The organism is Photobacterium sp. GB-50 (assembly GCF_003026755.1).
Classification (GTDB): domain Bacteria; phylum Pseudomonadota; class Gammaproteobacteria; order Enterobacterales; family Vibrionaceae; genus Photobacterium.
The window spans coordinates 16,391-42,373 of the sequence record NZ_PYNX01000021.1 but is presented as its reverse complement, the minus strand read 5'-3'; the positions used below and the strand labels follow the sequence as shown (position 1 = coordinate 42,373).

The 25,983-nt window shown below is 42.4% G+C and carries 22 protein-coding genes and 16 tRNA genes; 2 read left to right on the top strand and 36 right to left on the bottom strand.

Going from position 1 to position 25,983, the window contains the following annotated elements; translation table 11 throughout:
* Nucleotides 1-139: 139 nt before the first annotated feature.
* The 8 genes from C9J41_RS18660 to leuS form a co-directional block, all read right to left on the bottom strand.
* Complete coding sequence (locus C9J41_RS18660) at nt 140-1,018, bottom strand: septal ring lytic transglycosylase RlpA family protein (RefSeq protein ID WP_107205367.1); 879 nt, start codon at nt 1,016-1,018, stop codon at nt 140-142.
* A complete protein-coding gene (mrdB, locus tag C9J41_RS18655) occupies nt 1,019-2,140 on the bottom strand; it encodes a peptidoglycan glycosyltransferase MrdB (RefSeq protein ID WP_105060818.1) in 1,122 nt (373 codons plus the stop codon).
* Nucleotides 2,140-4,101, bottom strand: coding sequence for a penicillin-binding protein 2 (gene mrdA, locus C9J41_RS18650; protein ID WP_107294885.1), 1,962 nt, complete (start codon nt 4,099-4,101; stop codon nt 2,140-2,142). Before mrdA ends, mrdB begins: the two co-directional genes overlap by 1 nt.
* 6 nt (nt 4,102-4,107) lie before the next feature.
* Nucleotides 4,108-4,578: a 23S rRNA (pseudouridine(1915)-N(3))-methyltransferase RlmH gene (rlmH, locus tag C9J41_RS18645; RefSeq protein ID WP_107294884.1), complete on the bottom strand. Its 471-nt coding sequence runs from the start codon at nt 4,576-4,578 to the stop codon at nt 4,108-4,110.
* A gap of 7 nt (nt 4,579-4,585) precedes the next feature.
* Entirely contained in the window at nt 4,586-4,903 is a 318-nt protein-coding gene (gene rsfS / locus C9J41_RS18640; RefSeq protein ID WP_005363382.1) for a ribosome silencing factor, read from the bottom strand.
* Nucleotides 4,904-5,129: 226 nt separating this feature from the next.
* Nucleotides 5,130-6,155 (bottom strand): DNA polymerase III subunit delta, encoded by a 1,026-nt coding sequence (gene holA, locus C9J41_RS18635; RefSeq protein WP_107205369.1) that lies wholly within the window; start codon nt 6,153-6,155, stop codon nt 5,130-5,132.
* Nucleotides 6,152-6,823, bottom strand: coding sequence for an LPS assembly lipoprotein LptE (gene lptE / locus C9J41_RS18630; RefSeq protein ID WP_105060815.1), 672 nt, complete (start codon nt 6,821-6,823; stop codon nt 6,152-6,154). Before lptE ends, holA begins: the two co-directional genes overlap by 4 nt.
* Nucleotides 6,824-6,961: 138 nt before the next feature.
* On the bottom strand, nt 6,962-9,535 hold the full coding sequence (leuS, locus tag C9J41_RS18625; RefSeq protein WP_107294883.1) for a leucine--tRNA ligase: 2,574 nt from the start codon (nt 9,533-9,535) through the stop codon (nt 6,962-6,964).
* Nucleotides 9,536-9,706: 171 nt separating this feature from the next.
* Between leuS and C9J41_RS18620 the strand changes: the two genes are divergently transcribed.
* Nucleotides 9,707-10,189, top strand: coding sequence for a zinc ribbon-containing protein (locus C9J41_RS18620; protein WP_107205372.1), 483 nt, complete (start codon nt 9,707-9,709; stop codon nt 10,187-10,189).
* A gap of 91 nt (nt 10,190-10,280) precedes the next feature.
* Here the strand turns inward: C9J41_RS18620 and C9J41_RS18615 are convergent, their stop codons facing one another.
* The 7 genes from C9J41_RS18615 to mtgA all read right to left on the bottom strand — a co-directional run bounded on the left by C9J41_RS18615 (nt 10,281) and on the right by mtgA (nt 17,658).
* Nucleotides 10,281-11,006 (bottom strand): YSC84-related protein, encoded by a 726-nt coding sequence (locus C9J41_RS18615; protein ID WP_107205373.1) that lies wholly within the window; start codon nt 11,004-11,006, stop codon nt 10,281-10,283.
* A 158-nt stretch (nt 11,007-11,164) separates the two neighbouring features.
* Nucleotides 11,165-12,718, bottom strand: coding sequence for an apolipoprotein N-acyltransferase (gene lnt / locus C9J41_RS18610; protein ID WP_107291343.1), 1,554 nt, complete (start codon nt 12,716-12,718; stop codon nt 11,165-11,167).
* A gap of 3 nt (nt 12,719-12,721) precedes the next feature.
* A complete protein-coding gene (gene corC / locus C9J41_RS18605) occupies nt 12,722-13,594 on the bottom strand; it encodes a CNNM family magnesium/cobalt transport protein CorC (protein ID WP_107205375.1) in 873 nt (290 codons plus the stop codon).
* An 87-nt stretch (nt 13,595-13,681) separates the two neighbouring features.
* Nucleotides 13,682-14,146, bottom strand: coding sequence for an rRNA maturation RNase YbeY (gene ybeY, locus C9J41_RS18600; RefSeq protein WP_107205376.1), 465 nt, complete (start codon nt 14,144-14,146; stop codon nt 13,682-13,684).
* Nucleotides 14,146-15,243, bottom strand: a complete 1,098-nt coding sequence (locus tag C9J41_RS18595) for a PhoH family protein (protein WP_107205377.1) — start codon at nt 15,241-15,243, stop codon at nt 14,146-14,148. The genes ybeY and C9J41_RS18595 overlap by 1 nt, the downstream gene beginning before the upstream one ends.
* Before the next feature lie 107 nt (nt 15,244-15,350).
* Nucleotides 15,351-16,778, bottom strand: coding sequence for a tRNA (N6-isopentenyl adenosine(37)-C2)-methylthiotransferase MiaB (gene miaB / locus C9J41_RS18590; RefSeq protein ID WP_107247683.1), 1,428 nt, complete (start codon nt 16,776-16,778; stop codon nt 15,351-15,353).
* A gap of 160 nt (nt 16,779-16,938) precedes the next feature.
* Nucleotides 16,939-17,658, bottom strand: a complete 720-nt coding sequence (gene mtgA, locus C9J41_RS18585; RefSeq protein WP_107205379.1) for a monofunctional biosynthetic peptidoglycan transglycosylase — start codon at nt 17,656-17,658, stop codon at nt 16,939-16,941.
* 162 nt (nt 17,659-17,820) lie between these two features.
* Between mtgA and C9J41_RS18580 the strand changes: the two genes are divergently transcribed.
* Nucleotides 17,821-18,981 carry a 2-octaprenyl-3-methyl-6-methoxy-1,4-benzoquinol hydroxylase gene (locus tag C9J41_RS18580; protein ID WP_107294882.1) on the top strand — a complete coding sequence of 387 codons (1,161 nt, stop codon included), beginning with the start codon at nt 17,821-17,823 and terminating at the stop codon, nt 18,979-18,981.
* 128 nt (nt 18,982-19,109) lie between these two features.
* Here C9J41_RS18580 and C9J41_RS18575 read toward each other — a convergent pair.
* The 21 genes from C9J41_RS18575 to lolB form a co-directional block, all read right to left on the bottom strand.
* A tRNA-Leu gene (locus tag C9J41_RS18575) sits at nt 19,110-19,194 on the bottom strand.
* 33 nt (nt 19,195-19,227) lie between these two features.
* Nucleotides 19,228-19,302 (bottom strand) — tRNA-Gln (locus C9J41_RS18570).
* Nucleotides 19,303-19,343: 41 nt separating this feature from the next.
* Nucleotides 19,344-19,428, bottom strand: a tRNA-Leu gene (locus tag C9J41_RS18565).
* 84 nt (nt 19,429-19,512) lie between these two features.
* Nucleotides 19,513-19,589 (bottom strand) — tRNA-Met (locus C9J41_RS18560).
* Between the two features lie 38 nt (nt 19,590-19,627).
* Nucleotides 19,628-19,702, bottom strand: a tRNA-Gln gene (locus C9J41_RS18555).
* A gap of 42 nt (nt 19,703-19,744) precedes the next feature.
* A tRNA-Leu gene (locus C9J41_RS18550) sits at nt 19,745-19,829 on the bottom strand.
* 84 nt (nt 19,830-19,913) lie between these two features.
* A tRNA-Met gene (locus C9J41_RS18545) sits at nt 19,914-19,990 on the bottom strand.
* 38 nt (nt 19,991-20,028) lie between these two features.
* Nucleotides 20,029-20,103 (bottom strand) — tRNA-Gln (locus C9J41_RS18540).
* A 41-nt stretch (nt 20,104-20,144) separates the two neighbouring features.
* Nucleotides 20,145-20,229 (bottom strand) — tRNA-Leu (locus C9J41_RS18535).
* An 82-nt stretch (nt 20,230-20,311) separates the two neighbouring features.
* Nucleotides 20,312-20,396: transfer RNA gene (locus C9J41_RS18530), tRNA-Leu, on the bottom strand.
* 33 nt (nt 20,397-20,429) lie between these two features.
* Nucleotides 20,430-20,504, bottom strand: a tRNA-Gln gene (locus C9J41_RS18525).
* Nucleotides 20,505-20,545: 41 nt separating this feature from the next.
* A tRNA-Leu gene (locus C9J41_RS18520) sits at nt 20,546-20,630 on the bottom strand.
* Nucleotides 20,631-20,712: 82 nt separating this feature from the next.
* Nucleotides 20,713-20,789, bottom strand: a tRNA-Met gene (locus C9J41_RS18515).
* Between the two features lie 38 nt (nt 20,790-20,827).
* Nucleotides 20,828-20,902 (bottom strand) — tRNA-Gln (locus C9J41_RS18510).
* Between the two features lie 42 nt (nt 20,903-20,944).
* A tRNA-Leu gene (locus C9J41_RS18505) sits at nt 20,945-21,029 on the bottom strand.
* A 49-nt stretch (nt 21,030-21,078) separates the two neighbouring features.
* Nucleotides 21,079-21,155: transfer RNA gene (locus tag C9J41_RS18500), tRNA-Met, on the bottom strand.
* Between the two features lie 313 nt (nt 21,156-21,468).
* Nucleotides 21,469-22,560, bottom strand: a complete 1,092-nt coding sequence (gene ychF / locus C9J41_RS18495; RefSeq protein WP_107205381.1) for a redox-regulated ATPase YchF — start codon at nt 22,558-22,560, stop codon at nt 21,469-21,471.
* Nucleotides 22,561-22,657: 97 nt separating this feature from the next.
* The gene (gene pth / locus C9J41_RS18490; RefSeq protein WP_045153818.1) at nt 22,658-23,248 is read right to left on the bottom strand and encodes an aminoacyl-tRNA hydrolase; all 591 of its coding nucleotides are present in this window, start codon (nt 23,246-23,248) and stop codon (nt 22,658-22,660) included.
* Between the two features lie 237 nt (nt 23,249-23,485).
* Nucleotides 23,486-24,433, bottom strand: coding sequence for a ribose-phosphate pyrophosphokinase (locus C9J41_RS18485; RefSeq protein WP_005370023.1), 948 nt, complete (start codon nt 24,431-24,433; stop codon nt 23,486-23,488).
* Nucleotides 24,434-24,465: 32 nt separating this feature from the next.
* On the bottom strand, nt 24,466-25,344 hold the full coding sequence (gene ispE / locus C9J41_RS18480; RefSeq protein WP_107205382.1) for a 4-(cytidine 5'-diphospho)-2-C-methyl-D-erythritol kinase: 879 nt from the start codon (nt 25,342-25,344) through the stop codon (nt 24,466-24,468).
* 42 nt (nt 25,345-25,386) lie between these two features.
* Nucleotides 25,387-25,977, bottom strand: coding sequence for a lipoprotein insertase outer membrane protein LolB (gene lolB / locus C9J41_RS18475; protein WP_107205383.1), 591 nt, complete (start codon nt 25,975-25,977; stop codon nt 25,387-25,389).
* Nucleotides 25,978-25,983: the final 6 nt, after the last annotated feature.

Here is a 25,983-nt window from a genome sequence, read left to right as displayed (position 1 = left end):
ACATTAAGCGGACGTAATGTGCGCAAAGATTGGTGATTACCTCATTGTTGTGAACAAAATAAAGCTTGTATGTTCATTACGTTAAACGAGTAAACATACAAGCCGATGTTATGAGTCCTAAATGTTGATTAGGTTCCCATTATCTATTAACAGTGGTTATAAATGCTTTTGGATAGTGATGAGATTTTACTTTACTAAGTTGTATTTCAGCATCTCGGTGATCCATATAGGGGCCTAAGCGCACACGATATACCGCACGACTCTCAATTTTTTCGATATCAATATCGGTATTGAAGTTACGCTTTAGCTCTTTTTTCATCTCTTCGGCTTTTGCTAAGCTATTTACCGCCGCCAATTGGACAAAATAGTGATGAGGAATTGGAGAGTTCTTCATCGTACTTTTATTTGTCGGCTTGGGTACATTTATCACTTCTATCTTAACTGGGGCTGTGCCAAGACTAATGACGCCAATTTTTGCGGCAGCTGCCATGCTTAAATCGATGATACGACCGTCATGGAATGGACCACGGTCGTTCACTCGAACGATGGTCGATTTACCATTAAGGGTATTGGTTACGCGTACAAAACTCGGAAGCGGTAAGGTTTTATGTGCCGCTGTCATAGCAAACATATTGTACGTTTCACCATTAGAGGTTTTGTGTCCGTGGAACTTTTCACCGTACCAAGAAGCGTAGCCTGTCTCGGTGTAACCTTTGGTGTTTTTTATAATATGGTAGCGTTTACCACGTAATGTGTAGTCTTTATTACCACCACGGCTATAAGGTTCATAATGCGGTACCACTGGCGGCACTTTACTAAAATCAGGTACAACCTTTGGTGCACGGTCATCTTTTAATGAATAACGGCCCGCGTTGGGATCATCATTGGTTGGAGTATTGGGTTTAAACAGTAAACCGGGTGTGGCTTGATCTGCTTTTGTCTCTGCCTGTTGAGGTTTATCTGGCGCGGAGCTACATCCTGCAAGTAGAACAAAGAACAATAAAAAAAGTGAACGCATTTAGGTCGCCTTAGACAACATTTTTCTGTGAGTGTGGATAGACATCAAAATACCGAAGCCAGCTAGTAGGGTCATCATGGATGTGCCGCCGTAGCTCACCAAAGGAAGTGGAACACCCACCACAGGCAGAATGCCACTTACCATGCCGATATTTACAAAAACATAAACAAAGAAACTTAATACAATACTACCAGCCATCATACGCCCAAATGCAGTTTGTGCTTGGCTGGCTAACCATAAACCTCGTCCTAATATGAACAGGTACATTGTTAGTAAACCAATCACACCGGTTAATCCCCATTCCTCTGCAATTACAGCAAAAATGAAGTCGGTATGTCGCTCTGGAACAAATTCAAGCTGTGATTGAGTACCATGGAGCCAACCCTTACCGCTTATTCCACCAGAGCCAATCGCGATTTTGGATTGGATAATATGATATCCTGCACCAAGCGGATCAGACTCTGGATTAAACAAAGTCAACACTCGTGTTCGCTGGTAGTCGTGCATAAGGAAGAACCATAACACAGGAATAAACGCACCGAGTAATACTAACGCCCCGATAATCAGTCTCCAGCTCATTCCTGACAGAAACAGAACAAAGATACCTGATGCAGCCACCAAAATGGAGGTTCCAAGGTCGGGTTGTTTAGCAATTAAGATGGTCGGTGTGAAGATTAATACTAAGGCAACAAAGATATTACGCATCGATGGCGGTAAGGGACGATTACCAATGAATCTTGCCACCATCAAAGGTACAGCGAGTTTTAATAGTTCTGATGGCTGAAAGCGAACAAAACCTAAATTTAACCAACGTTGAGCACCTTTTGATACTTCACCAAAAGCTAATACACTGAATAACAGCAGTAAGCCAATACCAAAGAGGTAAGGTGCCCATGCTTCGTAATGGCGTGGTGCAATTTGCGCGAGTAAAACCATGATCCCTAGTGACATCAGCATGCGCATTGCCTGGCGTTCCATCATAGCAATGTTTTGTCCGCTTGCGCTCCACATGATGATAAGGGCAAATCCCATTAAGGCAAGGATCCCTAGTAATAGTGGCATATCGATATGTAAGCGATCAGTTAACGTTCGCTTGGTACCGGTTGCCGCCATAATACTCATTATTGTACCTCTGTTGGTTGTGTTGCAGTGAGTTCAGGCTTTGATTTAAGATCGCTGTCAGCGATTGGTTTAATTAACATATGATCAAAAATTTGACGTGCAATTGGCCCACCATTACTCGAGCCACCACCGGCATTTTCTAATACCATAGCAACGACGACTTCAGGTTTATCAAATGGCGCAAATGCAGTAAATAACGCATGGTCACGTAGACGCTCTTCAAGTTCATCAGCATTATATTTTTGGTTTTCAGCCAAACCGAATACCTGTGCTGAGCCTGACTTTCCGCCCGCTTCATATGGCGTATCATAAAATGCTTTACGTGCTGTACCACGATTGCCATAAAGCACACGATGCATACCTTCACGAGCAATCTCCCATGTTTCAGGTGTCACGCCTGTTATCGGTGGGAAATCTTTAAATTCAGCTGGTTTAACTGTTTCTTCGTCAATAACATCTTTTAGAAGATGAGGGCGATGAACTACACCGTTATTGACCAGTACAGATGTCGCTTTTGCTATTTGTAATGGTGTTGCTGTCCAATAGCCTTGCCCAATTCCGACAGGAATGGTGTCCCCTTGATACCAAGGACGTTTATGGCGTGCTTGTTTCCACTCACGTGTTGGCATGTTGGCCTTACTTTCTTCGTGAATATCGATACCGGTATAGACGCCATAACCAAATTTATTCATCCAGGTTGAAAGTCTATCGATCCCCATATCGTAGGCGACTTGGTAAAAGTAAGTATCTACTGACTCTTCAATGGCTTTATAAATGTTGACGCGTCCATGTCCCCAACGTAGCCAGTCACGGAATTTACGGCTAGTCGTGTTAGGGATCTGCCACCAACCGGGATCGTTACGGGTGGTTTTTGGCGTGATCACACCTTCTGTTAATGCAGCGACTGCAATTAACGGTTTTACCGTCGATGCTGGTGGATAAATGCCAAGCGTGACACGGTTAACTAATGGGCGATCAGGATTATTTAATAATTCGCGATATTTTTTACTGGAAATCCCACGAACAAATAAATTGGGATCGTAACTTGGGCTAGAAACCATGGCGAGAATAGCATCGTCTTTTGGATCTAACACTACGACAGAGCCACGCTTGTGTTTAATGATCTCTTCACCCGTTTTAGGATCGATCTTACGTTCAGTCAGTAGTTCTTGTACATAAAGCTGAAGCTGAAGATCAATATTTAACGCAATATCTTTGCCAGGGATAGGAGGCACGTACTTAAGGGTACGAATAATACGTCCACGGCTGTTAACTTCGACTTCTTGGTAGCCTGAAGTTCCATGTAGTAGATCTTCGTAATAACGTTCGATACCCAATTTACCGATATCGCGTGTGGCTTTGTAGTTACTGAGTTTTTCCGCTTTATCGAGTTTTTTAAGGTCACGATCGTTAATTTTCGCGACATAACCTAAGACGTGCGTGAGCGAATCACCATATGGATAGTAACGTTTTAAATAGGCTTTAACTTCAACGCCTGGGAATTTATGTTGGTTAACGGCAAACAAAGCAACTTGCTGTTCGTTTAATCCCTCAAGGATCGGCACTGATTTAAAACGGCGAGTACGGCGACGCTCTTTTTTAAATTGCTCAATGTTTTCATCGGTTAGACCTAATACTGATTTTAAATCCTCATAGGTTTGTTCCATGTCTGGTACTTTCTCTATAGTGACTTCAAGGTTATAGATCGGTCGATTTTCAGCCAGAAGCACACCGTTGCGGTCATAAATAAGACCGCGATTAGGTGCGACAGGAACAATTTTGATTCGATTGTCATTAGAACGGGTCTTATAGTCTTGGTGTTGTTCAACCTGAATATTAAAGAGATTGAACAATAAGACACTGACCAGAATGATAATTCCAATAAATGAGACAAGAGCTCGGCGGAAAAACAGCGCCGACTCAGCGCGATGGTCGCGGATCTGGGTTCGCTTTTGTCTCATCGATGGTTATTCCCTGTGGTACGGATGGTTAGCCGTGATGCTCCATGCACGGTATAAACTTTCTGCCATAACGACACGCACTAACGGGTGCGGAAGTGTTAATGGTGATAGTGACCAGCTTTGCTCTGCAGCTGCTTTACAGGCTGGTGAAAGGCCTTCAGGTCCGCCAATTAAAATTGAGACGTCGCGACCATCAAGTTTCCAAGCTTCTAGCTGACCTGCTAGTTGCTCGGTATCCCAGCGTTTGCCAGGAATATCTAGAGTAACAATTCGGTTACCCTTAGCAACGGCAGCTAACATCGCTTCACCTTCTTTTTGAAGGATACGAGCAATGTCTGCATTTTTTCCGCGCTTACCTGCTGGGATCTCAATCAATTCCAGAGGCATATCTTTAGGGAAACGGCGGCTATATTCTTTATAGCCTTCCTCAACCCATTTAGGCATTTTTGTGCCAACAGCAATTAATTGAAGCTTCATGACTCACTTAGCTCCAAAGCTTCTCCAGTTGGTATACTTGGCGAGCATCTTCTTGCATGATATGTAGCATTACGTTACCCATATCAACAATCACCCATTGGCCTTCTTCTTCGCCACTAATACCAAATGGAGGGAAGTCAATTAACTTTGATTCTTTGTTTACGTGATCAGCAATAGAGCTCACGTGACGGTTTGAAGTACCAGTACAGATAACCATTACATCTGTGATGCTTGATTTACCACGAACATCAATTGTTACGATGTCTTGTGCTTTAATGTCGTCAATTTTATCAACAATGAAATCGTGTAGTTCTTGAACTTGCAAAGGGATTCCCTCAATAAGCGTTTAATAAATGTTTAGTCGTTATGATCTATTTTACTACTGGCTAGGATAGGTAAAAAGGTTGCGACCGTAATAAGATCGGAAGTATACCACGCTCTTATCTGACAGCGATAAAAGGACATGGTTCAGACGGTGATTTTTCGACCGCTTAAGGTTAGTTTTATAAAAAAAACGGTCAACAATGACTGAAGACCGTATTTATATAGAATTATGTGTGTTGTAAGTGAGTTTCTAAGCCGCAGATTTCAGCACACAGGGCACTAAGGGCTGGCCATGGTGTGGTGTCGTAATCAGTTTTAACCTGGATTTCAAGTTGAGTTAATTGCCGAATGATCTTTACTAAACGCGACAACGGTAAGCGATGAAGTGCACCAATATAAATTTCACGGCGGTTTTGCCACACTCTAAATTGCTCAAAAATGATATTAAGTGGTGTCCCTTTTTTCCCCATCTCTTGCATCTTATAGAGCTGGGTTAACTCTCGTTGCAAGGTACGTAATAAGATCGTGGCTTCAACTCCCTCACCTTGCAATTGACGAAGCACGCGTTGGCTGCGTTTTGCCTGTCCTGCTAATACCGCATCAACCAATTGGAAAGGGGTATAGTGATTATGGCGACTTAATGCTTCTTGTAGGCGAATAATGGTTAGTTCACCATCAGGATAAAGTAAAACCAGCTTATGTAAGCTTTGTGCTAACGCCAGTAAATTACCTTCATGCCATTGCGCTAGCATTTGTACCGATTCATGATCTGGCTTTAAACCGAGCATTCGACAGCGGGTTTGAATAAAGCGCGGCATTTGTTTAGCGTCGGGGGTATTACATGGCACATATAAGCCTAAGCTATCAAGTGCTTTAAACCACTTTGTCGCTTCTTGCTTCTTATTTAAATAAGGGCCTGTCAGTAATAAAAGAATGTCAGGGTTTAAGTGTGCAACAATCTCTAACAAGGCTTTTGCTTGGTTAGCATTAAGCCCTGTTTCTGGAAATTCTAATTCAATGATTTGCTGGGCTGAGAATAAGCTCATGGCTTGGCAGCAATCGAGAACTTGATTCCAATCTAACTGGTTATCAATGGTAAAACGGTGGCGCTCAAGAAAGCCTTGCTGTTGAGCAAGTTGCTTAATATTGTCACCACATTCTTGTTTAAGTAGTGGCTCATTACCAAATAAAAGGTAAGCCTGACGCAGGCCCTTATTGAGTTGCTGCGTCAGTTGTTCAGGATAAACTCTCATTGCGCGTTATGACTATCATGCTCAATAACTGTATTTGACTGCTTAGCAGGTAACGTTGTAATAATCGTTTTACCTGTCTCATCTGAAGATTCTTTTTTATCTTCTTCGTTAAGAATTTCTTTTAATTGAGAGTCTAATTTATCTTCTTCAATCTTATTAAATACGGCGGTTAGACGCGCTAATTTACGCATAATTTGTTGCGCGGCTTGTTCACGCATAACGTTAACCAATTCATCTTGCTCAACAGACTTCGCTAATGCTGTTAATGGGTTATCAAGGAACGTACGAGTCACTTTGGTGGTATACGTTTGCTGACCTTGATTAGGGATAGTGACTGAGTAATTAACCGTTAAGGTTAAATCGTATTCCGCTTTACCGTTGTTTTGATAAATCGATAAAGTGCGCTCACCTTGAGACTCACTGTTTATATTTAGGTTCGGCACATTTTTCGCAGGTGCAACTTCGCTAATACCATGGAGTTTAAATTGGTATCTAACCATACGGGTTAGCTGACCGTAAGGGTCAAAACTGGTTAATGATAGTTTAGCAATACCGTCAGGAAGCATGTAATTACCGCGAAGGTGGAAGCCACAAGAAGCTGTTGTTAGCGCGAGAAGAGTAATGATAAGTAGTCGAGTTAGGCTGTTGGCCGAGAAAAAACTTTTCACGAAAGTCAGCTCCTTGAAGTAAAAGAAGGTGCGCTAGGCGCAAAATAAAATTGAACGGTTATTATAAAGATCCCCGCAGAAGCGGGGATCTTAAGGTTACTCGCTCTGCTAGATGCACTAACAGAGAAAATAACCTAATTAGCTAGCAACAATGTTAAGCAGTTTACCCGGTACGTAAATGACTTTACGGATCGTTAAACCATCAGTGAACTTAATGACGTTCTCATCGTTTAGACCAAATTCTTCAACTTGTTCTTTTGTTGTATCTGCTGCAACTGTTAACTTAGCACGAAGCTTACCGTTAACTTGAACAATGATCAGCTTCTCATCTTCAACTAATGCTTTTTCGTCAGCTTGTGGCCATAGCGCATTATCAATATCAGTTTCGCCCAGTGCCGCCCACATTTCGAAACAGATATGTGGCGTGATAGGGTAAAGCATAGTAACAATTGCTTTTAGTGCTTCATCAAGAATTGCGCGATCTTGAACTGATTCTTGAGAGGCTTTAGCCAGCTTATTCATCAGCTCCATGATAGCAGCAATTGCAGTGTTGAATGTCTGACGACGACCAATATCATCACTTACTTTTGCAATGGTTTTGTGAATATCACGACGAAGTGCTTTTTGATCTGCAGTTAGTGCTGCTGTATCAACTGCTTCAGCTGCGCCTTTCGCTGTATGTTCACGTACGAGTTTCCAAACACGCTTAAGGAAACGGTTAGCGCCTTCAACGCCTGATTCTTGCCATTCAAGTGTCATGTCGGCAGGTGATGCAAACATCATGAATAGACGAACGGTATCAGCACCGTACTTATCTACCATTTCTTGAGGGTCGATACCGTTGTTCTTAGACTTAGACATTTTGATCATGCCTGAGTGTTCAACGTTGTGACCTTGAGAGTCAACAGCAGACGTGATACGACCTTTACCGTCACGTTCAACAGTTACATCTGTTGGTGCAACCCACTCTTTACCGCCTTTCTCTGTGGTATAGAAGAATGCGTCAGCCAGTACCATGCCTTGACATAGTAATTGTTTGAATGGCTCGTCAGACGTTACGTAGCCTGCATCACGTAGCAATTTGTGGAAGAAGCGAGAGTACAGTAGGTGCATACATGCGTGTTCAATACCACCGATGTATTGATCAACAGGTAGCCAGTAGTTCGCTTTTTCTGGATCTAGAATATCGTCAGCTTGTGGCGAACAGTAACGCGCGTAGTACCAAGACGATTCCATGAAAGTATCGAATGTATCTGTTTCACGAAGTGCTGGTTCACCGTTAAAGGTAGTTTTTGCCCACTCTTTATCCGCTTTGATTGGACTCGTTACGCCATCCATTACCACATCTTCAGGCAAGATCACGGGTAGTTGATCTGCAGGTACTGGGTGAACTTCGCCATCTTCAGTTGTGACCATTGGGATTGGCGCACCCCAGTAACGTTGACGAGAAACGCCCCAGTCACGTAGACGGAAGTTAACTGTCTTTTTACCTTTGCCTTCAGCTTCAAGTTTCGTTGCAATTGCATCGAACGCTTGTTGGAAGTTAAGGCCATCGAATTCACCTGAATTAAACAGTACACCTTTTTCTGTGTATGCCGCCTCAGAAATGTCAGCATCGCTACCATCTTCAGGCTTGATAACCGCCATGATGTCGATGTTGTATTTTGTTGCAAATTCAAAGTCACGCTGATCATGCGCAGGTACTGCCATTACCGCACCTGTGCCGTAATCCATCAGTACAAAGTTTGCAACGTAAACTGGTACTTCACGACCATCTAGTGGGTGGATAGCTGTTAAGCCTGTATCCATGCCTTTCTTTTCCATCGTTGCAAGATCGGCTTCTGCAACTTTGTTATTGCGGCATTCGTGAATGAAATCGGCAAGCGCAGGGTTATTTTCAGCCGCTTTTGCAGCAAGCGGGTGGCCTGCAGCAATGCTGACAAATGTAACCCCCATAAGGGTATCAGGACGGGTAGTATAAACTTCTAGATCGTCTTGACCTTTAACGTTAAATGTTAGTTCAACACCTTCAGAGCGACCAATCCAGTTGCGCTGCATGGTTTTAACCATTTCAGGCCAGCCATCAAGGTTGTCAAGATCGTCAAGTAGCTCTTGCGCGTACTCAGTGATCTTAATGAACCATTGTGGGATCTCTTTTTGCTCAACAGGTGTATCACAACGCCAACAACAACCATCTTCAACCTGCTCGTTAGCAAGTACAGTTTGGTCGTTAGGACACCAGTTAACAGATGAAGTCTTCTTATAAACTAGGCCTTTATTGTAAAGCTTAGTGAAAAACTCTTGTTCCCAACGGTAGTACTCTGGCGTACACGTTGCGAATTCACGGTTCCAATCATAACCAAAGCCTAATAGCTTAAGCTGGTTTTTCATGTACTCAATGTTTTCGTAAGTCCATGGTGCAGGGGCTGTCTTATTTTTTACTGCCGCATTTTCAGCAGGTAGACCAAATGCATCCCAGCCGATTGGCTGCATTACATTTTTACCTTGTAAGCGCTGGTAGCGAGAGATAACATCACCGATAGTGTAGTTACGCACGTGACCCATGTGCAGTCGACCACTAGGGTACGGGAACATGGACAGACAATAGAATTTTTCTTTATTAGGGTCTTCACTAACAACAAATGTTTTTTTGTTGTCCCAATGTTCTTGAACTTTTTGTTCAATGTCCTGTGGACGATATTGTTCTTGCATCGATGACATCCGGGATTTTGTGAGTTTAATATAAACACATTAAAATTAATCGACATAGAATAACCAAAGGTAAAGGTGTCAACAATAGCTGAAGGCAATTCGGTACCTTTAATCTTCTATTTGGCGGTATTTCAGCACGCTTTTAGTCAATATAGGCTAAGGAGAAACATCATGACTCAGCAAAAAGCACATTACGAAGCACTATTAGAAAAAGTAACAGAGACATTAAAGAATAGCCCACACGAGCTTAAGAAGTTTATTGAGACGACTGAACTGTATGGTAAAGCCGCCAGCGATATGACCAAAGATGAACTTGCACTGATCGAAGCATATTTAAAAAGTGATTTAAAAACATTCAGTGATGAAGTGAAAAATAGCCCTGAACCGTTTAAAGAAAGTCCATTCTATAAGTTAGTAAGTGAAACAGTATGGCGACACCTTGCTGAGATCACAGACAAAACACAATTAGAGTGGATTGAGGTGATGGATGATATTAAACATAAAGGAGTGTATCGCGCAGGTGAGCTGGTTGGACTTGGACATTTAGTTTGTGAAAAATGTGGTCATCAACAAACCATTACGCATGTGACTCGTATTGAGCCATGCATTAAGTGCGGTTGCGTAGAGTTTAATCGTCAGCCTTTAGAGCCTTAATCTTCGTATGTATAGGGGATTAATGTAAAAAATAAAAACGCAGCGAATAGGCTGCGTTTTTTATTTTAGAATAAGTCATGACGCTTAGGCGTTAAAAATCGTCAGGGCGCTCGATAGTATCAACCACAACAGCAGAATCATCTTGGGGTTGAGTTAACGTTGCTGCTGGTTTTTGCTGTTTCTGTTTTGCTGGCTGCTGAAGCCCTTGGGGAACATCGTTATCGTAACCTTTTACTTTTCGCGTTGCTTCTGTCATCGGCTCGAAAGTGAACTTTTGTCCAGCCAGTGATGCTTCAACCATGGCACCGCCTTTCGTTTTGGTGAAAATGGCTACGCCATTGATGTAACTTTTTGTTGCATAGTTACCATTAGAGCCAGCACCGGCACCCGCGGTTCCCGCTTTTGCAGATGCGCCTTCATCTATGGCTACTGCTGATGCTTGGGCATCTAGCTCAAAGCTGCCGCTGACGAAATTGTCATAAGCACGTTTGTCTTGGAAAAACAGAATCTCGCTGTAAGCTTGCCCCCCGAATTGTAAGCCAATAGAAACTTGAAATAGTTTTGCAAATCCAGTGGCTTTATTCGCTTTAAAGACAACGCCCTTACCATAAGCACCACCAACCCAGAAGCCACCTTTACCGACAGATGGAAAAACCGCATAGCCATAGGCTGAGTTAAAGAAAGGTTGTGTTTGCGGTGATTGGTAAAAATGATCTAATGCGATTTTTGTATCGCTATCTTGTGCAAACACAGACGTTGAACTCAGCATTACGGCACAGGCACATAAGGTTACAAATAGTTTATGTATCGCTTTCATTATCCGATCCTTGTGGGTTGCGTAAGTACCAAGGGAAGCCTTACGAATCATAGGTTCTCATTATTAAGTGTTCTTTCTATATTTATTTTGTTATTCAACTCAACATACCATGAGCTGAAAAAAAAGGTGAAGTTTAAAGCTTCACCTTTTTGAGTATCTTATTCTGTTTCTAATTGCCTTGTGTCACGGAAATGTCCACGTTGACGGCGGATAAGGATCCAAGATAACGCGAAAGCCCAGAAGCTATAGAAATATAAAGGCCAACTACCCATGGTAGTATAAGGTGTCATACCTATCGTTGGGATCACCGTTGCTTTTAGTACTCCAGTGACAAACTGAGGTAATTTTTTAGTGATCATCCCCTTATAATCAACGACCGCTGTAATACCTGTATTAGTTGCACGTAAGAGTGGTTTCCCCAATTCTAATGCGCGCATTTGGGCTATTTCCATATGTTGGAAAGGACCAATAGAGTGACCAAACCATGCGTCATTAGAAAGCGTTAGTAGCATTTCCGTGTGCTTGGTTATGTTCTCACGCATTTGCTCACTAAATGCCACTTCATAACATAATGCAGGTGCTATTGAATAGCCATGGGCTTGAATATTCGGTTGTATATAAGCACCACGGCTAAATGATGACATTGGCAAGTTAAACAACGGTGCAATAGGGCGCAATAAATTGCCAAACGGCACAAACTCACCAAATGGGAGTAAGTGATGCTTACTGTATCGTGTTGCTGTGTCGTAGTTATACGGACCATCAGCATCCACACCGAGAGTTAAGATATTATTGAAGAACTGACCATCAGGTTTTTGATCAAGAATACCGGTGATCACTGTACTGTTATGGGCACGGGCTGCATTATCTAAGCCTTGTAAAAAAACAGGAATATGTGCTTCGAGTGCAGGGATTGCAGCTTCAGGCCAAATAATAAGGTCGGATCCCCAGTTTTCACGGGTGAGATCCATATATTTCATCAAGGTTGGCCAACGTTGGCTCGGTAGCCATTTTTGGTCTTGAGGAATATTGCCTTGAATTAAAGCGACAGACACGCTGTGTTTATGATCAGGTTTCACCCATTGTGCTTTTCCTGCCCATAAAGACAAACCAATAATGACAATAGGGATCAGTAATGGTTTCCAATTACGGTAGGTTATCGCAGCAACAATCGCACCGGAAATAAGCACTAAGGCAAGGGTAATACCCTCAACGCCGAAGATTGGCGCAATAGCAGCCAAGGGAGTATCAATTTGGCTGTAACCCATCCATAACCATGGGAAGCCGGTAAATAGCCAACCACGTATCCAGTCTAAAATTAACCAGATCACAGGGCCTGTTAACAGTAGCTGGTGGAAAGGGCGAGTACGATTAAAGCGATTGTAGAGATAGCCATATAACGCAGGGTATAGTGCTAAGTAGCTGATCAGCAGTGTCATTAAGAAGACACTTGCAATCTTTGGCATACCACCAAAGTTATCTATACTCACGTGTACCCAGCTGATGCCAGTACCAAACATACCTAAACCGTAAAGAAAACCGATTAGGGCTGAACGTTTGGCTGTTTTATGTTGGAGTAAAAAGAAAAAAGCGATGAGAGATAATGGCGCGAGAAGCCAGTAGTTATAAGGTGCAAAAGAAAGTGTTGCAATTGCACCCGCAGGTACAGCTGCAAGCAGCTGTCCCCACGATAATAATGATTTTTTTGTCATTCTTTAAGAAGTAATAGTCGGTTGAAATGCTTCGTCAGGTACCGTTACTTGTAACTGGATAACACGACGGTTATCGGCAGAAGTCACTTTAAACGAGTAACCATTAACTTCAACAACTTCACCACGTGTTGGTAGGTGACCAAAGTTCATCATCACAAGTCCGCCGACAGTATCGACTTCTTCATCACAGAATGAGGTTTGGAATAGTTCATTGAAATCTTCAATGGTTGTCAGTGCTTTTACCGCAAAAGTATGTTTACTTAACTGACGGACATCTTGCTCTTCCTCGTCATCGAATTCATCTTCAATTTCGCCAACGATTTGTTCAAGAATATCTTCAATGGTGATAACGCCTGAAACACCACCAAACTCATCAACCACAATAGCCATGTGGTAACGTTCTTCACGGAACTCTTTTAATAGTCGGTCAACGCGCTTACTTTCCGGCACCACAACGGCGGGACGCAGCACTTTATCCATATCAAAAGGCTCGCTATCAGGAAGCAGATAACGCAGGAGATCTTTAGCAAGTAAGATACCTTCTACGTGGTCTTTATCATCACTGATAACTGGGTAACGAGAGTGTTGGGCTTCAACAATTAAATCAATCAGATCTTCTAACTTCTGAGAACGTTCAATCGTGATCATTTGCGAACGTGGGATCATGATGTCACGAACACGCATTTCAGAAATTTCCATAACACCCTCAAGCATATCGCGAGTGTCATGGTCGATTAGATCGTTTTCTTCTGAATCTCGAAAAACTTCAACCAATTCTTCACGGTTTTGTGGATCACCTTGAAATAGTTGGCCAATACGTTCAAAGAAGGACTTTCTACTCGGACCTTCAGATGTTGGAGAGTTATCTTCGTTCATTATTTACTTTCAGCAAATAGCTTGTCAGCTAAGTGGACGATGCCACGGAAATGCGATTCATCGTTGGATGAATCGCGATATAAATGATTACAGCTTCTCAGAAATATAAGGGTCAACAAATCCCATGTTTTGCATGATCTCTGTTTCCAAATTTTCCATTTCTTCAGCTTCTTCATCTTCAATATGATCATAACCTAGCAGATGGAGACTGCCATGTACAACCATATGTGCCCAGTGTGCTTTTAGGGGCTTATTTTGTTCAACGGCTTCTTTTTCTACAACTTGACGACAAATAATTAAATCGCCAAGCAGTTCCAATTCCATGCCAGGAGGCGCTTCAAATGGGAAAGATAACACATTTGTTGGACGATCTTTACCACGGTACTCGAGATTTAGTGCATGGCTCTCTTTTTCATCAACTAAACGGATCGTGACTTCTGCATCAGCTTGAAAAGGGATAACGGCTGCATTTAACCACTGTTGAAACTCCGCTTCTGTCGGTAACCCGTCCAGGCTCTCAGTGGCGTGTTGTAAATCGAGGTAAATAGCCATTAATTACTCTTTTCTGATTCTATCTTTGCCGCAGTAGCGACGGCAACTAATGCCGCTTCTTTTGCTTCCTGCTCTGCTCGACGGCGTTGCTCTGCAAGCTTACGTTGTTTTTGGTCTTCGCTTTCCCATACTTCGTAAGCTTGAACAATACGTGCTACCACAGGATGTCGAACGACATCATCGGCTAAGAAGAAATTAAAGCTGATCTCATCAACTTCAGACAATACTTCAATAGCATGACGTAGCCCTGAACGTGCACCACGAGGTAGGTCAATTTGCGTCACATCACCTGTGATCACGGCACGAGAATTAAAACCAATACGAGTAAGGAACATTTTCATCTGCTCCACTGTAGTGTTTTGGCTTTCATCTAGAATAATAAATGCATCATTAAGGGTACGTCCACGCATATATGCTAATGGGGCAACTTCAATCACATTTCGTTCAATTAATTTTTCTACACGCTCGAAACCTAACATTTCAAATAGCGCATCATAGAGAGGACGTAAGTAAGGGTCGACTTTTTGGCTTAGATCGCCAGGAAGGAAACCTAACTTTTCCCCAGCTTCTACTGCTGGACGTGTTAATAGAATACGTCGGATCTCTTGACGTTCTAATGCATCAACGGCAGCGGCAACGGCAAGGTAGGTTTTACCTGTACCAGCTGGACCAATACCAAAGGTTATATCATGCGTCACCATATTGGCAATATATTGCGCTTGGTTAGGGGTACGCGGTTTAATTACACCTTTTTTGGTTTTGATGTGAATTTCTTTACCGTATGGGATAGAAGATTCTGTTGTTTGCTCTAATATGCCAGATTCTTTGATCGCAAGGTGGATTTGATCTGGTTCGATATCAGGAATAACGTTACGAACTGGCGCCGTATCAACGTAGAGATCTTTGATGATATTTGTCGCAGCCTCTACGGAATAGTTTTTTCCAACTACGCTAAAGTTATTGCTACGGTGATTAATTTCAACCCCTAATCGACGTTCTAATTGTTTGATATTATCGTCGAAAGGGCCACAAAGACTAGATAAACGTTGGTTATCAGCCGGCTCTAGTTGAAATTCTACAGTAATTATTTTGCTCAAGGTTTGCCTCTCATTAAGGCCGCCAGGATGACGGCCATAGGTTCAGGGCAGGAGACGTACTCAGGTAAAACGTACATGCCTACCAATGTAGAGCAAGAGCTAACGGTTTACTCTGGTGTAAATACGCCTACACCCAATTCATTTTCTTTACGTGTTTTTGCCATCATTTCAGATGGTGACATTGCAACACGTAGATCCATTTCTGCTTCAGTACGTACTAATTCGCCACGTAGGGAGTTGGTAAATACATCAACAATTTTCACATCGACGAATTGACCAATTAAATCAGCAGAACCTTCAAAGTTTACGATTCGGTTGTTTTCAGTACGGCCACGCAGTTCCATCACGTTTTTACGTGAAGGACCTTCAACAAGGATACGTTGTTCTGTACCTAACATTTGACGCGCATGTCGCATTGCTTGGCTGTTTAGCTGTTGCTGTAGTGCGTATAAACGTTCTTTCTTCACTTCTTCAGACAAATCACAAGGGTAATCAGCTGCTGGTGTACCTGGACGTGGAGAGAAGATAAAGCTGTAACTAATATCAAAGTCGATTTCACGAATTAACTTCATCGTATCTTCGAAATCTTGATCCGTTTCACCAGGGAACGCGACGATAAAGTCTGAGCTCATTGTGATATCTGGGCGAACTTTACGCAATTTACGAATCTTAGATTTGTACTCTATTGCCGTATGAGGGCGTTTCATCATCGTCAGAATACGATCTGAACCACTTTGTACTGGTAAGTGTAAGTAGTTCACTAATTCTGGTGTATCTTTGTACACATCAATAATGTCATCAGTAAATTCAATAGGATGACTAGTTGTGTAACGAATACGGTCAATACCATCAATCGCAGCGACTAAACGCAGTAACTCGGCAAAGCTTGCTAGTTCTCCATCGTGCATTGGACCACGATAAGCATTTACGTTTTGTCCAAGTAGATTGACTTCACGAACGCCTTGTTCTGCAAGTTGTGCAATTTCAAACAGTACATCATCTAGTGGACGGCTCACTTCTTCACCGCGAGTATAAGGTACTACGCAGTAAGTACAGTATTTAGAACAACCTTCCATAATAGATACAAATGCTGTTGCGCCTTCAGCACGAGGCTCAGGCAAGCTATCGAATTTCTCAACTTCAGGGAAGGAGATATCCATAACGGTTTTTTCATTTGATTGTGAACGCTTAATCATCTCTGGCAAACGGTGCAGTGTTTGCGGACCAAAGATTACGTCAACATACGGTGCACGTTTACGAATCGAGTCACCTTCTTGCGTGGCTACACAACCACCGACACCGATCACAAGATCTGGCTTATTATCTTTTAATTTTTTCCAACGCCCTAGCTGATGGAAAACTTTCTCTTGTGCCTTCTCACGGATCGAGCAGGTGTTAAGTAGCACAACATCTGCTTCTTCTGGGATATCGGTTAACTCAAAGCCATTAGCTGCATTAAGAAGATCTGCCATTTTTGATGAATCGTATTCGTTCATCTGGCAGCCCCAGGTTTTGATCAGCAGTTTCTTCGCCATCTCTAACTCTTCGCTCGTAGTGTTGATTTCATTACATTCAGATTACGGGCTGACAGGGGACATGATAGTCATCGCCTGTAGCAAGCCGCGTATTGTACTGCTTTAAACTCGCTCTGACCAGAACATCACCACCCTGAATAAATTGTGGGTTTATTCCAAGCTATGGGTAAAGATGGAATGATTTAAAAAGTGATTGTTCATTATAGACTTTATCGAGCGTTACCATACCAAGTTGGTGCATTTGACGGCGGATCCATAGAGTACGTTGATAGACGTAATTACTCATTGGTGATGCTTTTATCTTATATGGGTTTGGTAATACCGCAGCAAGCTGTGCAGCCTGTTGGATACTTAGTTGGCTGGCAGGTATATGGAAAAAGTGTTCACTTGCTGCTTCTACACCATAAATACCAGGACCGAATTCAATAATATTTAGGTAAACTTCAAGAATACGTTCTTTTCCCCAAACTATTTCCATCAATAAAGAGAAGTATAATTCGATACCTTTACGAATATATGAGTGAATTGGGAATAGAAACATATTTTTAGCCGCTTGCTGGCTAATCGTACTGGCTCCACGTACAGGCCCATTTTTACCTTCGTGTCTTAACACTGACAGTGTCGCTTGTATGTCAATGCCGTGATGCTCAGGAAAGGTTTGATCTTCTGAAGCAATCACCGCTAACTGCATATTTTTTGATATTTCATCTAAATTAACCCACTGATGTTGAGTGTGCGCAGGGTAACCTTGAGGTGGAAATAGTGTTCGGCTAATCTCCCATCCCCAAAATGGTGGATTAATAAACTTAAAAATAATCACGAGAAATATAGGAAACAAAAGTACAAATAAAAGAAATTTAGTAAAAAAACGTTTTAGCATGGTAAGACTGTTTCCTGATTATCAAAGTGATTGCACAATAAAAGAATGTTTATCTTAGTGACATTCCTTATATATTAAAATTTTTTATACAATTCGAGTTACTATGATGGTTTATTGGATTATAACCAAATAATGAGCCTGAACGTAATAGGTAGGTAAATAATGAAGCAGTATGATGTCATCGTTGCGGGTGGCGGTATGGTTGGGGCTGCAACCGCGCTTGGCTTAGCGAAGTTAGGTTTAGATGTTGCTGTATTAGAAGGCTTTGCCCCTCGACCTTTTGCAAACACACAACCGATGGATTTACGTGTTTCCGCAATTTCTCCTCATTCCGTTGCATTATTAGATCGGTTAGGCGCATGGAATGAGGTGCTCAACATGCGTTTGTGTCCTTTTAAACGATTGGAAACATGGGAAAATCCAGAATGTCGTACACGCTTTAATGCTGATGACATGGGGTTAGATCAACTAGGCTATATTGTTGAAAATCGCCTGTTGCAACTTGCGCTTTGGCAGCAATTCGACAATATCGAGAACTTGACGTTATATTGCCCATCAAAAATGGTTTCAACAATATCGATTGAAAATGGCTATATCGTTGAGCTAGAAAATACTCAACAGCTACAGTGTCGATTATTAATTGGTGCCGATGGTGCTAATTCTCAAGTACGCCAACAAGCCGGTATTGGTATTACTGCGTGGGATTACCGTCAACACTGCATGCTCATTAATATAGAAACAGCATTGCCGCAACAAGATATTACGTGGCAACAGTTTACACCAGCAGGTCCACGCTCATTCTTACCGTTGCCAGGACATCAAGGTTCATTAGTATGGTATGACAGCCCTGAGCGTATTCGACGTCTAACACACATGACTTCCGAACAGTTGCATAAAGAGATCTCTGCTGTTTTCCCTGAAGAGCTTGGTGAGTTCCGTGTAATTGATCATGGCTCTTTTCCATTAACGCGTCGTCACGCACAAACCTATTACAAGCCAAATGTCGTGTTATTAGGTGATGCTGCTCATACGATTAATCCATTAGCAGGCCAAGGTGTGAATCTTGGCTTTAAAGATGTTGATGTTTTACTGCAAGAAATAGAAGCGGCAGGAGAGCTTTGGGCGGAAAGTTCGGTACTTGATAAATACCAACGTCGTCGTCGTCCTGATAACCTTGTCATGCAAACAGGGATGGATTTTTTCTATGTGACATTTAGTAATAACATCACGCCATTAAAGTTTATTCGTAATGCAGGACTTCGTTTAGCTGATGAGGCTGGCGGTATTAAAAAACAAGTATTGAAATACGCTATGGGTCTTTAGTTAAAGATTTTGCTATTTTTATAACGAAATGCAGAAAGCCGAGAGACATGATCTATCGGCTTTTTCTTTATCTAATAATATATCGCTAGATAAAAGAAAACCCACTCAAAGAGTGGGTTTCTAGTGTATGGTGCGGAAGGAGAGACTTGAACTCTCACACCTTGCGGCGCCAGAACCTAAATCTGGTGCGTCTACCAATTCCGCCACTTCCGCATGATTAATCGTCGAGACAATCAATCTAAATAATGGCAGGTCTACCTGGATTCGAACCAGGGAATGGCGGCATCAAAAGCCGCTGCCTTACCGCTTGGCGATAGACCTACAGCACTTGTTTACACAAGACTTTCATAAACTAGAGAGAATGGTGCGGAAGGAGAGACTTGAACTCTCACACCTTGCGGCGCCAGAACCTAAATCTGGTGCGTCTACCAATTCCGCCACTTCCGCATTTTGTCAGTTACGAATAACTGTTGTGTCTCTAGTTGTATTTTTCAAATCAGTAATTGGTAAAAATCTGATTTAAAGAATAAATGGTGGCTACGACGGGATTCGAACCTGTGACCCCATCATTATGAGTGATGTGCTCTAACCAACTGAGCTACGTAGCCAACATAGAATACTGATATTCATCAATACTCTTAAATAATGGCAGGTCTACCTGGATTCGAACCAGGGAATGGCGGCATCAAAAGCCGCTGCCTTACCGCTTGGCGATAGACCTACAGCGCTTGCTTACACAAGACTTTTCACAAACTAGAGAGAATGGTGCGGAAGGAGAGACTTGAACTCTCACACCTTGCGGCGCCAGAACCTAAATCTGGTGCGTCTACCAATTCCGCCACTTCCGCATATTGTCAGTTACAAGTAACTGTTGTTTCTCTAGTTGTATAATTTAAATCAGTAATTGGTAAAAAGCTGATTTAAAGAATAAATGGTGGCTACGACGGGATTCGAACCTGTGACCCCATCATTATGAGTGATGTGCTCTAACCAACTGAGCTACGTAGCCAACACAGAATACTGAATTTCATCAATACTCTTAAATAATGGCAGGTCTACCTGGATTCGAACCAGGGAATGGCGGCATCAAAAGCCGCTGCCTTACCGCTTGGCGATAGACCTACAGCGCTTGTTCACACAAGACTTTCACAAACTAGAGAGAATGGTGCGGAAGGAGAGACTTGAACTCTCACACCTTGCGGCGCCAGAACCTAAATCTGGTGCGTCTACCAATTCCGCCACTTCCGCATATTGTCAGTTATAAATAACTGTTGTTTCTCTAGTTGTATAATTTAAATCAGTAATTGGTAAAAACTGATCTAAAGAATAATGGTGCGGAAGGAGAGACTTGAACTCTCACACCTTGCGGCGCCAGAACCTAAATCTGGTGCGTCTACCAATTCCGCCACTTCCGCATGATTAATCGTCGAGACAATTAATCTAAATAATGGCAGGTCTACCTGGATTCGAACCAGGGAATGGCGGCATCAAAAGCCGCTGCCTTACCGCTTGGCGATAGACCTACAGCGCTTGCTTACACAAGACTTTCACAAACTAGAGATAATGGTGCGGAAGGAGAGACTTGAACTCTCACACCTTGCGGCGCCAGAACCTAAATCTGGTGCGTCTACCAATTCCGCCACTTCCGCATATTGTCAGTTACAAGTAACTGTTGTCTCTAGTTGTATAATTTAAATCAGTAATTGGTAAAAAGCTGATTTAAAGAATAAATGGTGGCTACGACGGGATTCGAACCTGTGACCCCATCATTATGAGTGATGTGCTCTAACCAACTGAGCTACGTAGCCAACATAGAATACTGAATTTCATCAATACTCTTAAATAATGGCAGGTCTACCTGGATTCGAACCAGGGAATGGCGGCATCAAAAGCCGCTGCCTTACCGCTTGGCGATAGACCTACTAGTGCTTTTTAAAAGCATCTCTCAACGCTATTGAGAGAATGGTGCGGAAGGAGAGACTTGAACTCTCACACCTTGCGGCGCCAGAACCTAAATCTGGTGCGTCTACCAATTCCGCCACTTCCGCATGTTATCAGTTTCTAGAACCGATATTCAATTTTAACGTGAAAATTGAATGGTGGCTACGACGGGATTCGAACCTGTGACCCCATCATTATGAGTGATGTGCTCTAACCAACTGAGCTACGTAGCCATTTTCCGTTTTTTAACACTGATTCTTAACGAATCACTGTGTCGGGAACGGGGCGCATTATGCTCATACCAGCGAAAACCGTCAATAGTTTTTTTAAATATATCGTCAAAATTCGTTTGTTCGGCGCATATTTGGGCGATGTGTGCGAATGACAAACTGAAATTACGATTGTCAGCTTAAAACTTCAAAAAATGTGAACACTATCAAGTTATTTATATTGCTAACAAATAAGTGAAATTTATATTTAGATGAAAATAAGCCAGCTAATAAAGCTGGCTTATATAATTTGTAAACTTAGCGGCTAAGCTACAAATTACACGTTAAAACGGAAATGAACAACATCACCGTCTTTAACAATGTACTCTTTACCTTCTAGACGCCATTTACCTGCTTCCTTAGCACCTGACTCACCACCGAAATTGATGTAATCGTCATAGCCAATAACTTCTGCACGAATAAAGCCTTTTTCGAAGTCCGTGTGGATAACACCCGCTGCTTTTGGTGCTGTTGCACCGACAGGGATTGTCCATGCTCGCACTTCTTTAACACCAGCTGTAAAGTAAGTCTGAAGAGACAATAGCTGATAACCTGAACGGATAACACGGTTAAGACCTGGTTCTTCGATACCCATATCGGCAAGGAACTCTTCACGATCTTCATCATCCAGTTCAGCGATCTCTGATTCCATTGCCGCACATACTGGAACAACAACCGCATTTTCTTCAGTTGCACGTGCAATAACTTTGTCAAGGAATGGGTTATTTTCAAAACCGTCTTCATTAACATTAGCGATGTACATGGTTGGCTTAAGCGTTAAGAAGTGTAGGTAATCGATCGCTGCTTTTTCTTCTTTTGTCAGCTCAAGTGCACGTAGCATGCCACCTTCAGTTAGGTGAGGAAGCATCTTCTCTAGTACTTTGATTTCAAACTTAGCATCGTTATCACCGCCTTTTGCGCGTTTAGCTAAACGCTGGATTGCGCGTTCACACGTATCTAAGTCTGCCATCGCAAGCTCAAGGTTGATGATATCCATGTCTTCTAACGGATCGATACGGCCAGCAACGTGGACAATATTATCGTTTTCGAAACAACGAACAACGTGGCCAATAGCATCTGTTTCACGGATGTTAGCTAGGAATTTATTACCTAGACCTTCACCTTTAGATGCACCAGCAACAAGACCCGCGATATCAACAAACTCCATCGTCGTTGGCATAATTCGTTCTGGATTTACGAATACTGCCAATGCATCCATACGTGGATCAGGAACAGGTACTACACCTGTGTTTGGTTCAATAGTACAGAACGGGAAGTTTGCTGCTTCAATGCCTGCTTTTGTTAAGGCGTTGAATAGAGTTGACTTACCAACGTTTGGTAGACCTACGATACCGCATTTAAAACCCATGGTTTAAAACCCTTTTGGTGATTATTCTGTGTAACAACTCAACTATAGTACGAATGACTGTATCTATAGCGGCAAAATAGTACGCGAAAATGTGTGGCTATTCTGCTTTGAATGTATGTAGGCGATTTTGCGCCTTTGTTAAGCCGTCTTTAAGTAAGATATCAATGCAGCGAACAGATTCATCTACTGCAGCATCAATCAATTCTTGCTCTTTAGCAGGTGCTTTTCCAAGTACGTAGCCTGCGACTTTGTTTTTATCGCCTGGATGACCGATAGCGATCCTCAGACGATAGAAATCTTTATTGTTGCCCATTTTACTAATGATATCGCGAAGACCATTATGTCCGCCATGACCACCACCTTTTTTAAATTTCGCAACACCGGGTGGTAAATCTAATTCATCGTGAGCAACTAAAATTTCTTCGGGTTTGATTTGGAAGAAGTTAGCTAACGCAGCAACCGACTTTCCTGACAGATTCATAAAAGTCGATGGGATCAATAGGCGAAGATCTTGTCCATTGGCTGTAATTCTTCCTGTTAAACCAAAATACTTGGGATCAGGGCGAAGGGTTACATTGTGGACGCGCGCTAATTCTTCAACGACCCATGCACCGGCATTATGGCGGGTGTTGGCGTACTCTTGACCCGGGTTAGCGAGGCCAACAAGCAAACGAATATTATTACTCACGTTTATCTCTCTTGTCATTTACCAGTAACTTAGCGGGTGGCACCTGAAATTATAGTGACAATGAGTTACTGGGTGTTGGGCTCAAAACGCGCCATATATTATATTAAATTAACTAAAATTGATATGGCTCTTCGTAGTCACTGTTTTTGCTGGCTAGACAAAAGAAAACGCCTCGCTATTGCGAGGCGTTAAATATCTTATTCGGTTAAATTAAGGCAACCTAACCGAGTGAGCAAATTAGTGCTCAAACATTGCTGAAATTGATTCTTCGTTGCTAATGCGACGAATAGCTTCAGCTAGCATACCTGACAGTGTTAATACTGATACTTTACCCGTCGCTTCAATTTCTTTTGTTAGCGTAATTGAGTCTGTAACGATAATTTCATCGATAACAGATTCACGGATATTCTCTAGTGCACTACCTGAAAATACTGGGTGAGTAGCGTATGCAAATACACGTTTTGCACCACGCTCTTTTAGCGCTTCTGCTGCTTTACATAGGGTACCGCCTGTATCGATCATGTCATCAACGATGATACAGTCACGACCTTCAACGTCACCGATTAGGTGCATGACTTGAGATACGTTTGCACGTGGACGACGCTTATCGATGATAGCGATATCTGTGTCATCAAGTAGTTTTGCAATAGCACGAGCACGGACAACACCACCGATGTCTGGTGATACCACAACAGGATCTTGAAGATCTTTGGCTAGCATGTCTTCTAGAAGAACTGGGCTACCAAATACGTTATCTACAGGAACATCGAAGAAGCCTTGGATTTGCTCAGCGTGTAGGTCAACAGTAAGAACACGGTCAACACCCACATTAGAAAGGAAATCAGCAACTACTTTTGCAGTGATTGGTACACGAGCAGAGCGAACGCGGCGATCTTGGCGAGCATAACCAAAGTATGGAATTACTGCTGTAATACGGCCAGCTGAAGCGCGGCGTAGTGCATCGATCATAACAACCAGTTCCATTAGGTTGTCGTTCGTTGGTGCACAAGTTGATTGGATAATGAATACGTCGCTACCACGTACGTTTTCATTAATTTGTACACATACTTCACCATCGGAGAAACGGTTAACCGTTGCATCTCCCAATGAAATATAAAGACGATCAGCGATGCGTTGGGCTAGTTCTGGTGTTGCGTTACCAGCAAACAGCTTCATATCAGGCACGGTGTAAACCTCAGGTTGCGTCCAAGTTGTAATTACTGACAATCCGTAGAATGTGCGGCTAAGGTTGTCATAAGAGGAGACGTGTTGACACCTTTTGCGACAAATCCGTGGAGCCAGTCAGGTAAAATTTTCAAAATTGCGTTGGCTTCTTCCTGCGTATTAAACTCCGAAAATACACAAGCTCCAGTGCCGGTCAATCTTGATGGCGCGTATTCTAACAGCCACGAAAGCGCCTGATCAACCTCGGGATTAAGACTTCTTACAATTTTCTCGCAATCGTTTTCGTAAACTCCACGTAACAGTGCATCTAGGCTACGTTTTTTAGTATTACGCGGAAGTTCTGGATGGGTGAAAATATCGACAGTTGCAATGCTAATATCAGGCTTTGCGATTAAAAACCATTTTTCTTGCGGTTCTGCCGGTTGCAGTTTTTCACCAATACCTTCGGCAAATGCGCTAGTACCACGGACAAAAACAGGGACATCAGCACCTAATTTAAGACCAATATCTGCTAATTCATCAACCGATAGCTGGGTTTGCCAAAGATGATTGAGGGCGACTAATGCTGTGGCTGCATTAGAAGAGCCACCACCAAGACCACCTCCCATAGGAAGGATCTTATCAATATGAATATCGGCTCCTAAGTCACAATGTGAGGCTTGACGAAGTGCATTTGCAGCGCGATAAATCAGGTTATCTTCGGTTTTAACTCCTTCAATTGCAGGCGTTAAATTAATTTGGTTATCACGACGTGGCGTGATGGTTAAAGTATCGCCATAATCGACAAACTGAAACAGCGTCTGTAAATCATGGTAGCCATTTGGACGTTGGCCTGTAATGTATAAAAATAAATTCAGTTTTGCTGGCGCTGGCCATTGGCTCGCGACACCAAAAGGGATGTATTGACTCATGCAATGCTCGTCTATTTTGAGTAATCGAAAATGCTTTGCTGTTTAATTTGCTAACCAGTTAGAGATTTTTATTTTAATTTTGAGTTTGCCTTGGTTTAGTACCATTTGTGTGGGTAAGGCAGGGCTCTGATCATTATACGTGTTGTAGTGCATTTCCCATACTTGACCATCAATCTCTTTGGCGAGATAAGCGACTTGATCATTTTTGTTTAGCTGATAAGTATCAGCAGCCGTCGGTAAACCAATTAGCCAATCGCGCATTTGTGATAGGGGTAATTCGATTCCTGTTAATTGCTTCACTAATTGCGCAGCATCAGTGCCATGATAGGTTTTACCATCAGGATCGATGAGTGTGACGTTACCCGGCTCTGCATTGAGATTAAGGACGGTTTTGTACATTTTTGTTAAGATTAACTGGTATTTATCAGCATGATTTTTCCAGTTAAAGGTGAGAGATATGCGTTGCTCAGGGCTTAAATAGCCAAACACACCTTTCGCTTGATAATCGGTGAGGTGTTTTAATTGGGCTTGATGGATTTCCCAATCGACTTTTGCGGTGCTTTTGGGCGTTTGCGCACAGCCAGATAATAAGGAAAATGTAATAGCAATAAAGGCTAAATTACGTAATCTCATGATGAA

Coding starts and splice junctions, on each gene's coding strand:
- C9J41_RS18660 (WP_107205367.1), bottom strand. CDS start 1,018: ATGCGTTCACTTTTTTTATTGTTCTTTGTTCTACTTGCAGGATGTAGC.
- mrdB (WP_105060818.1), bottom strand. CDS start 2,140: ATGAGTATTATGGCGGCAACCGGTACCAAGCGAACGTTAACTGATCGC.
- mrdA (WP_107294885.1), bottom strand. CDS start 4,101: ATGAGACAAAAGCGAACCCAGATCCGCGACCATCGCGCTGAGTCGGCG.
- rlmH (WP_107294884.1), bottom strand. CDS start 4,578: ATGAAGCTTCAATTAATTGCTGTTGGCACAAAAATGCCTAAATGGGTT.
- holA (WP_107205369.1), bottom strand. CDS start 6,155: ATGAGAGTTTATCCTGAACAACTGACGCAGCAACTCAATAAGGGCCTG.
- leuS (WP_107294883.1), bottom strand. CDS start 9,535: ATGCAAGAACAATATCGTCCACAGGACATTGAACAAAAAGTTCAAGAA.
- C9J41_RS18620 (WP_107205372.1), top strand. CDS start 9,707: ATGACTCAGCAAAAAGCACATTACGAAGCACTATTAGAAAAAGTAACA.
- C9J41_RS18615 (WP_107205373.1), bottom strand. CDS start 11,006: ATGAAAGCGATACATAAACTATTTGTAACCTTATGTGCCTGTGCCGTA.
- lnt (WP_107291343.1), bottom strand. CDS start 12,718: ATGACAAAAAAATCATTATTATCGTGGGGACAGCTGCTTGCAGCTGTA.
- corC (WP_107205375.1), bottom strand. CDS start 13,594: ATGAACGAAGATAACTCTCCAACATCTGAAGGTCCGAGTAGAAAGTCC.
- ybeY (WP_107205376.1), bottom strand. CDS start 14,146: ATGGCTATTTACCTCGATTTACAACACGCCACTGAGAGCCTGGACGGG.
- miaB (WP_107247683.1), bottom strand. CDS start 16,778: ATGGCGAAGAAACTGCTGATCAAAACCTGGGGCTGCCAGATGAACGAA.
- mtgA (WP_107205379.1), bottom strand. CDS start 17,658: ATGCTAAAACGTTTTTTTACTAAATTTCTTTTATTTGTACTTTTGTTT.
- C9J41_RS18580 (WP_107294882.1), top strand. CDS start 17,821: ATGAAGCAGTATGATGTCATCGTTGCGGGTGGCGGTATGGTTGGGGCT.
- ychF (WP_107205381.1), bottom strand. CDS start 22,560: ATGGGTTTTAAATGCGGTATCGTAGGTCTACCAAACGTTGGTAAGTCA.
- ispE (WP_107205382.1), bottom strand. CDS start 25,344: ATGAGTCAATACATCCCTTTTGGTGTCGCGAGCCAATGGCCAGCGCCA.
- lolB (WP_107205383.1), bottom strand. CDS start 25,977: ATGAGATTACGTAATTTAGCCTTTATTGCTATTACATTTTCCTTATTA.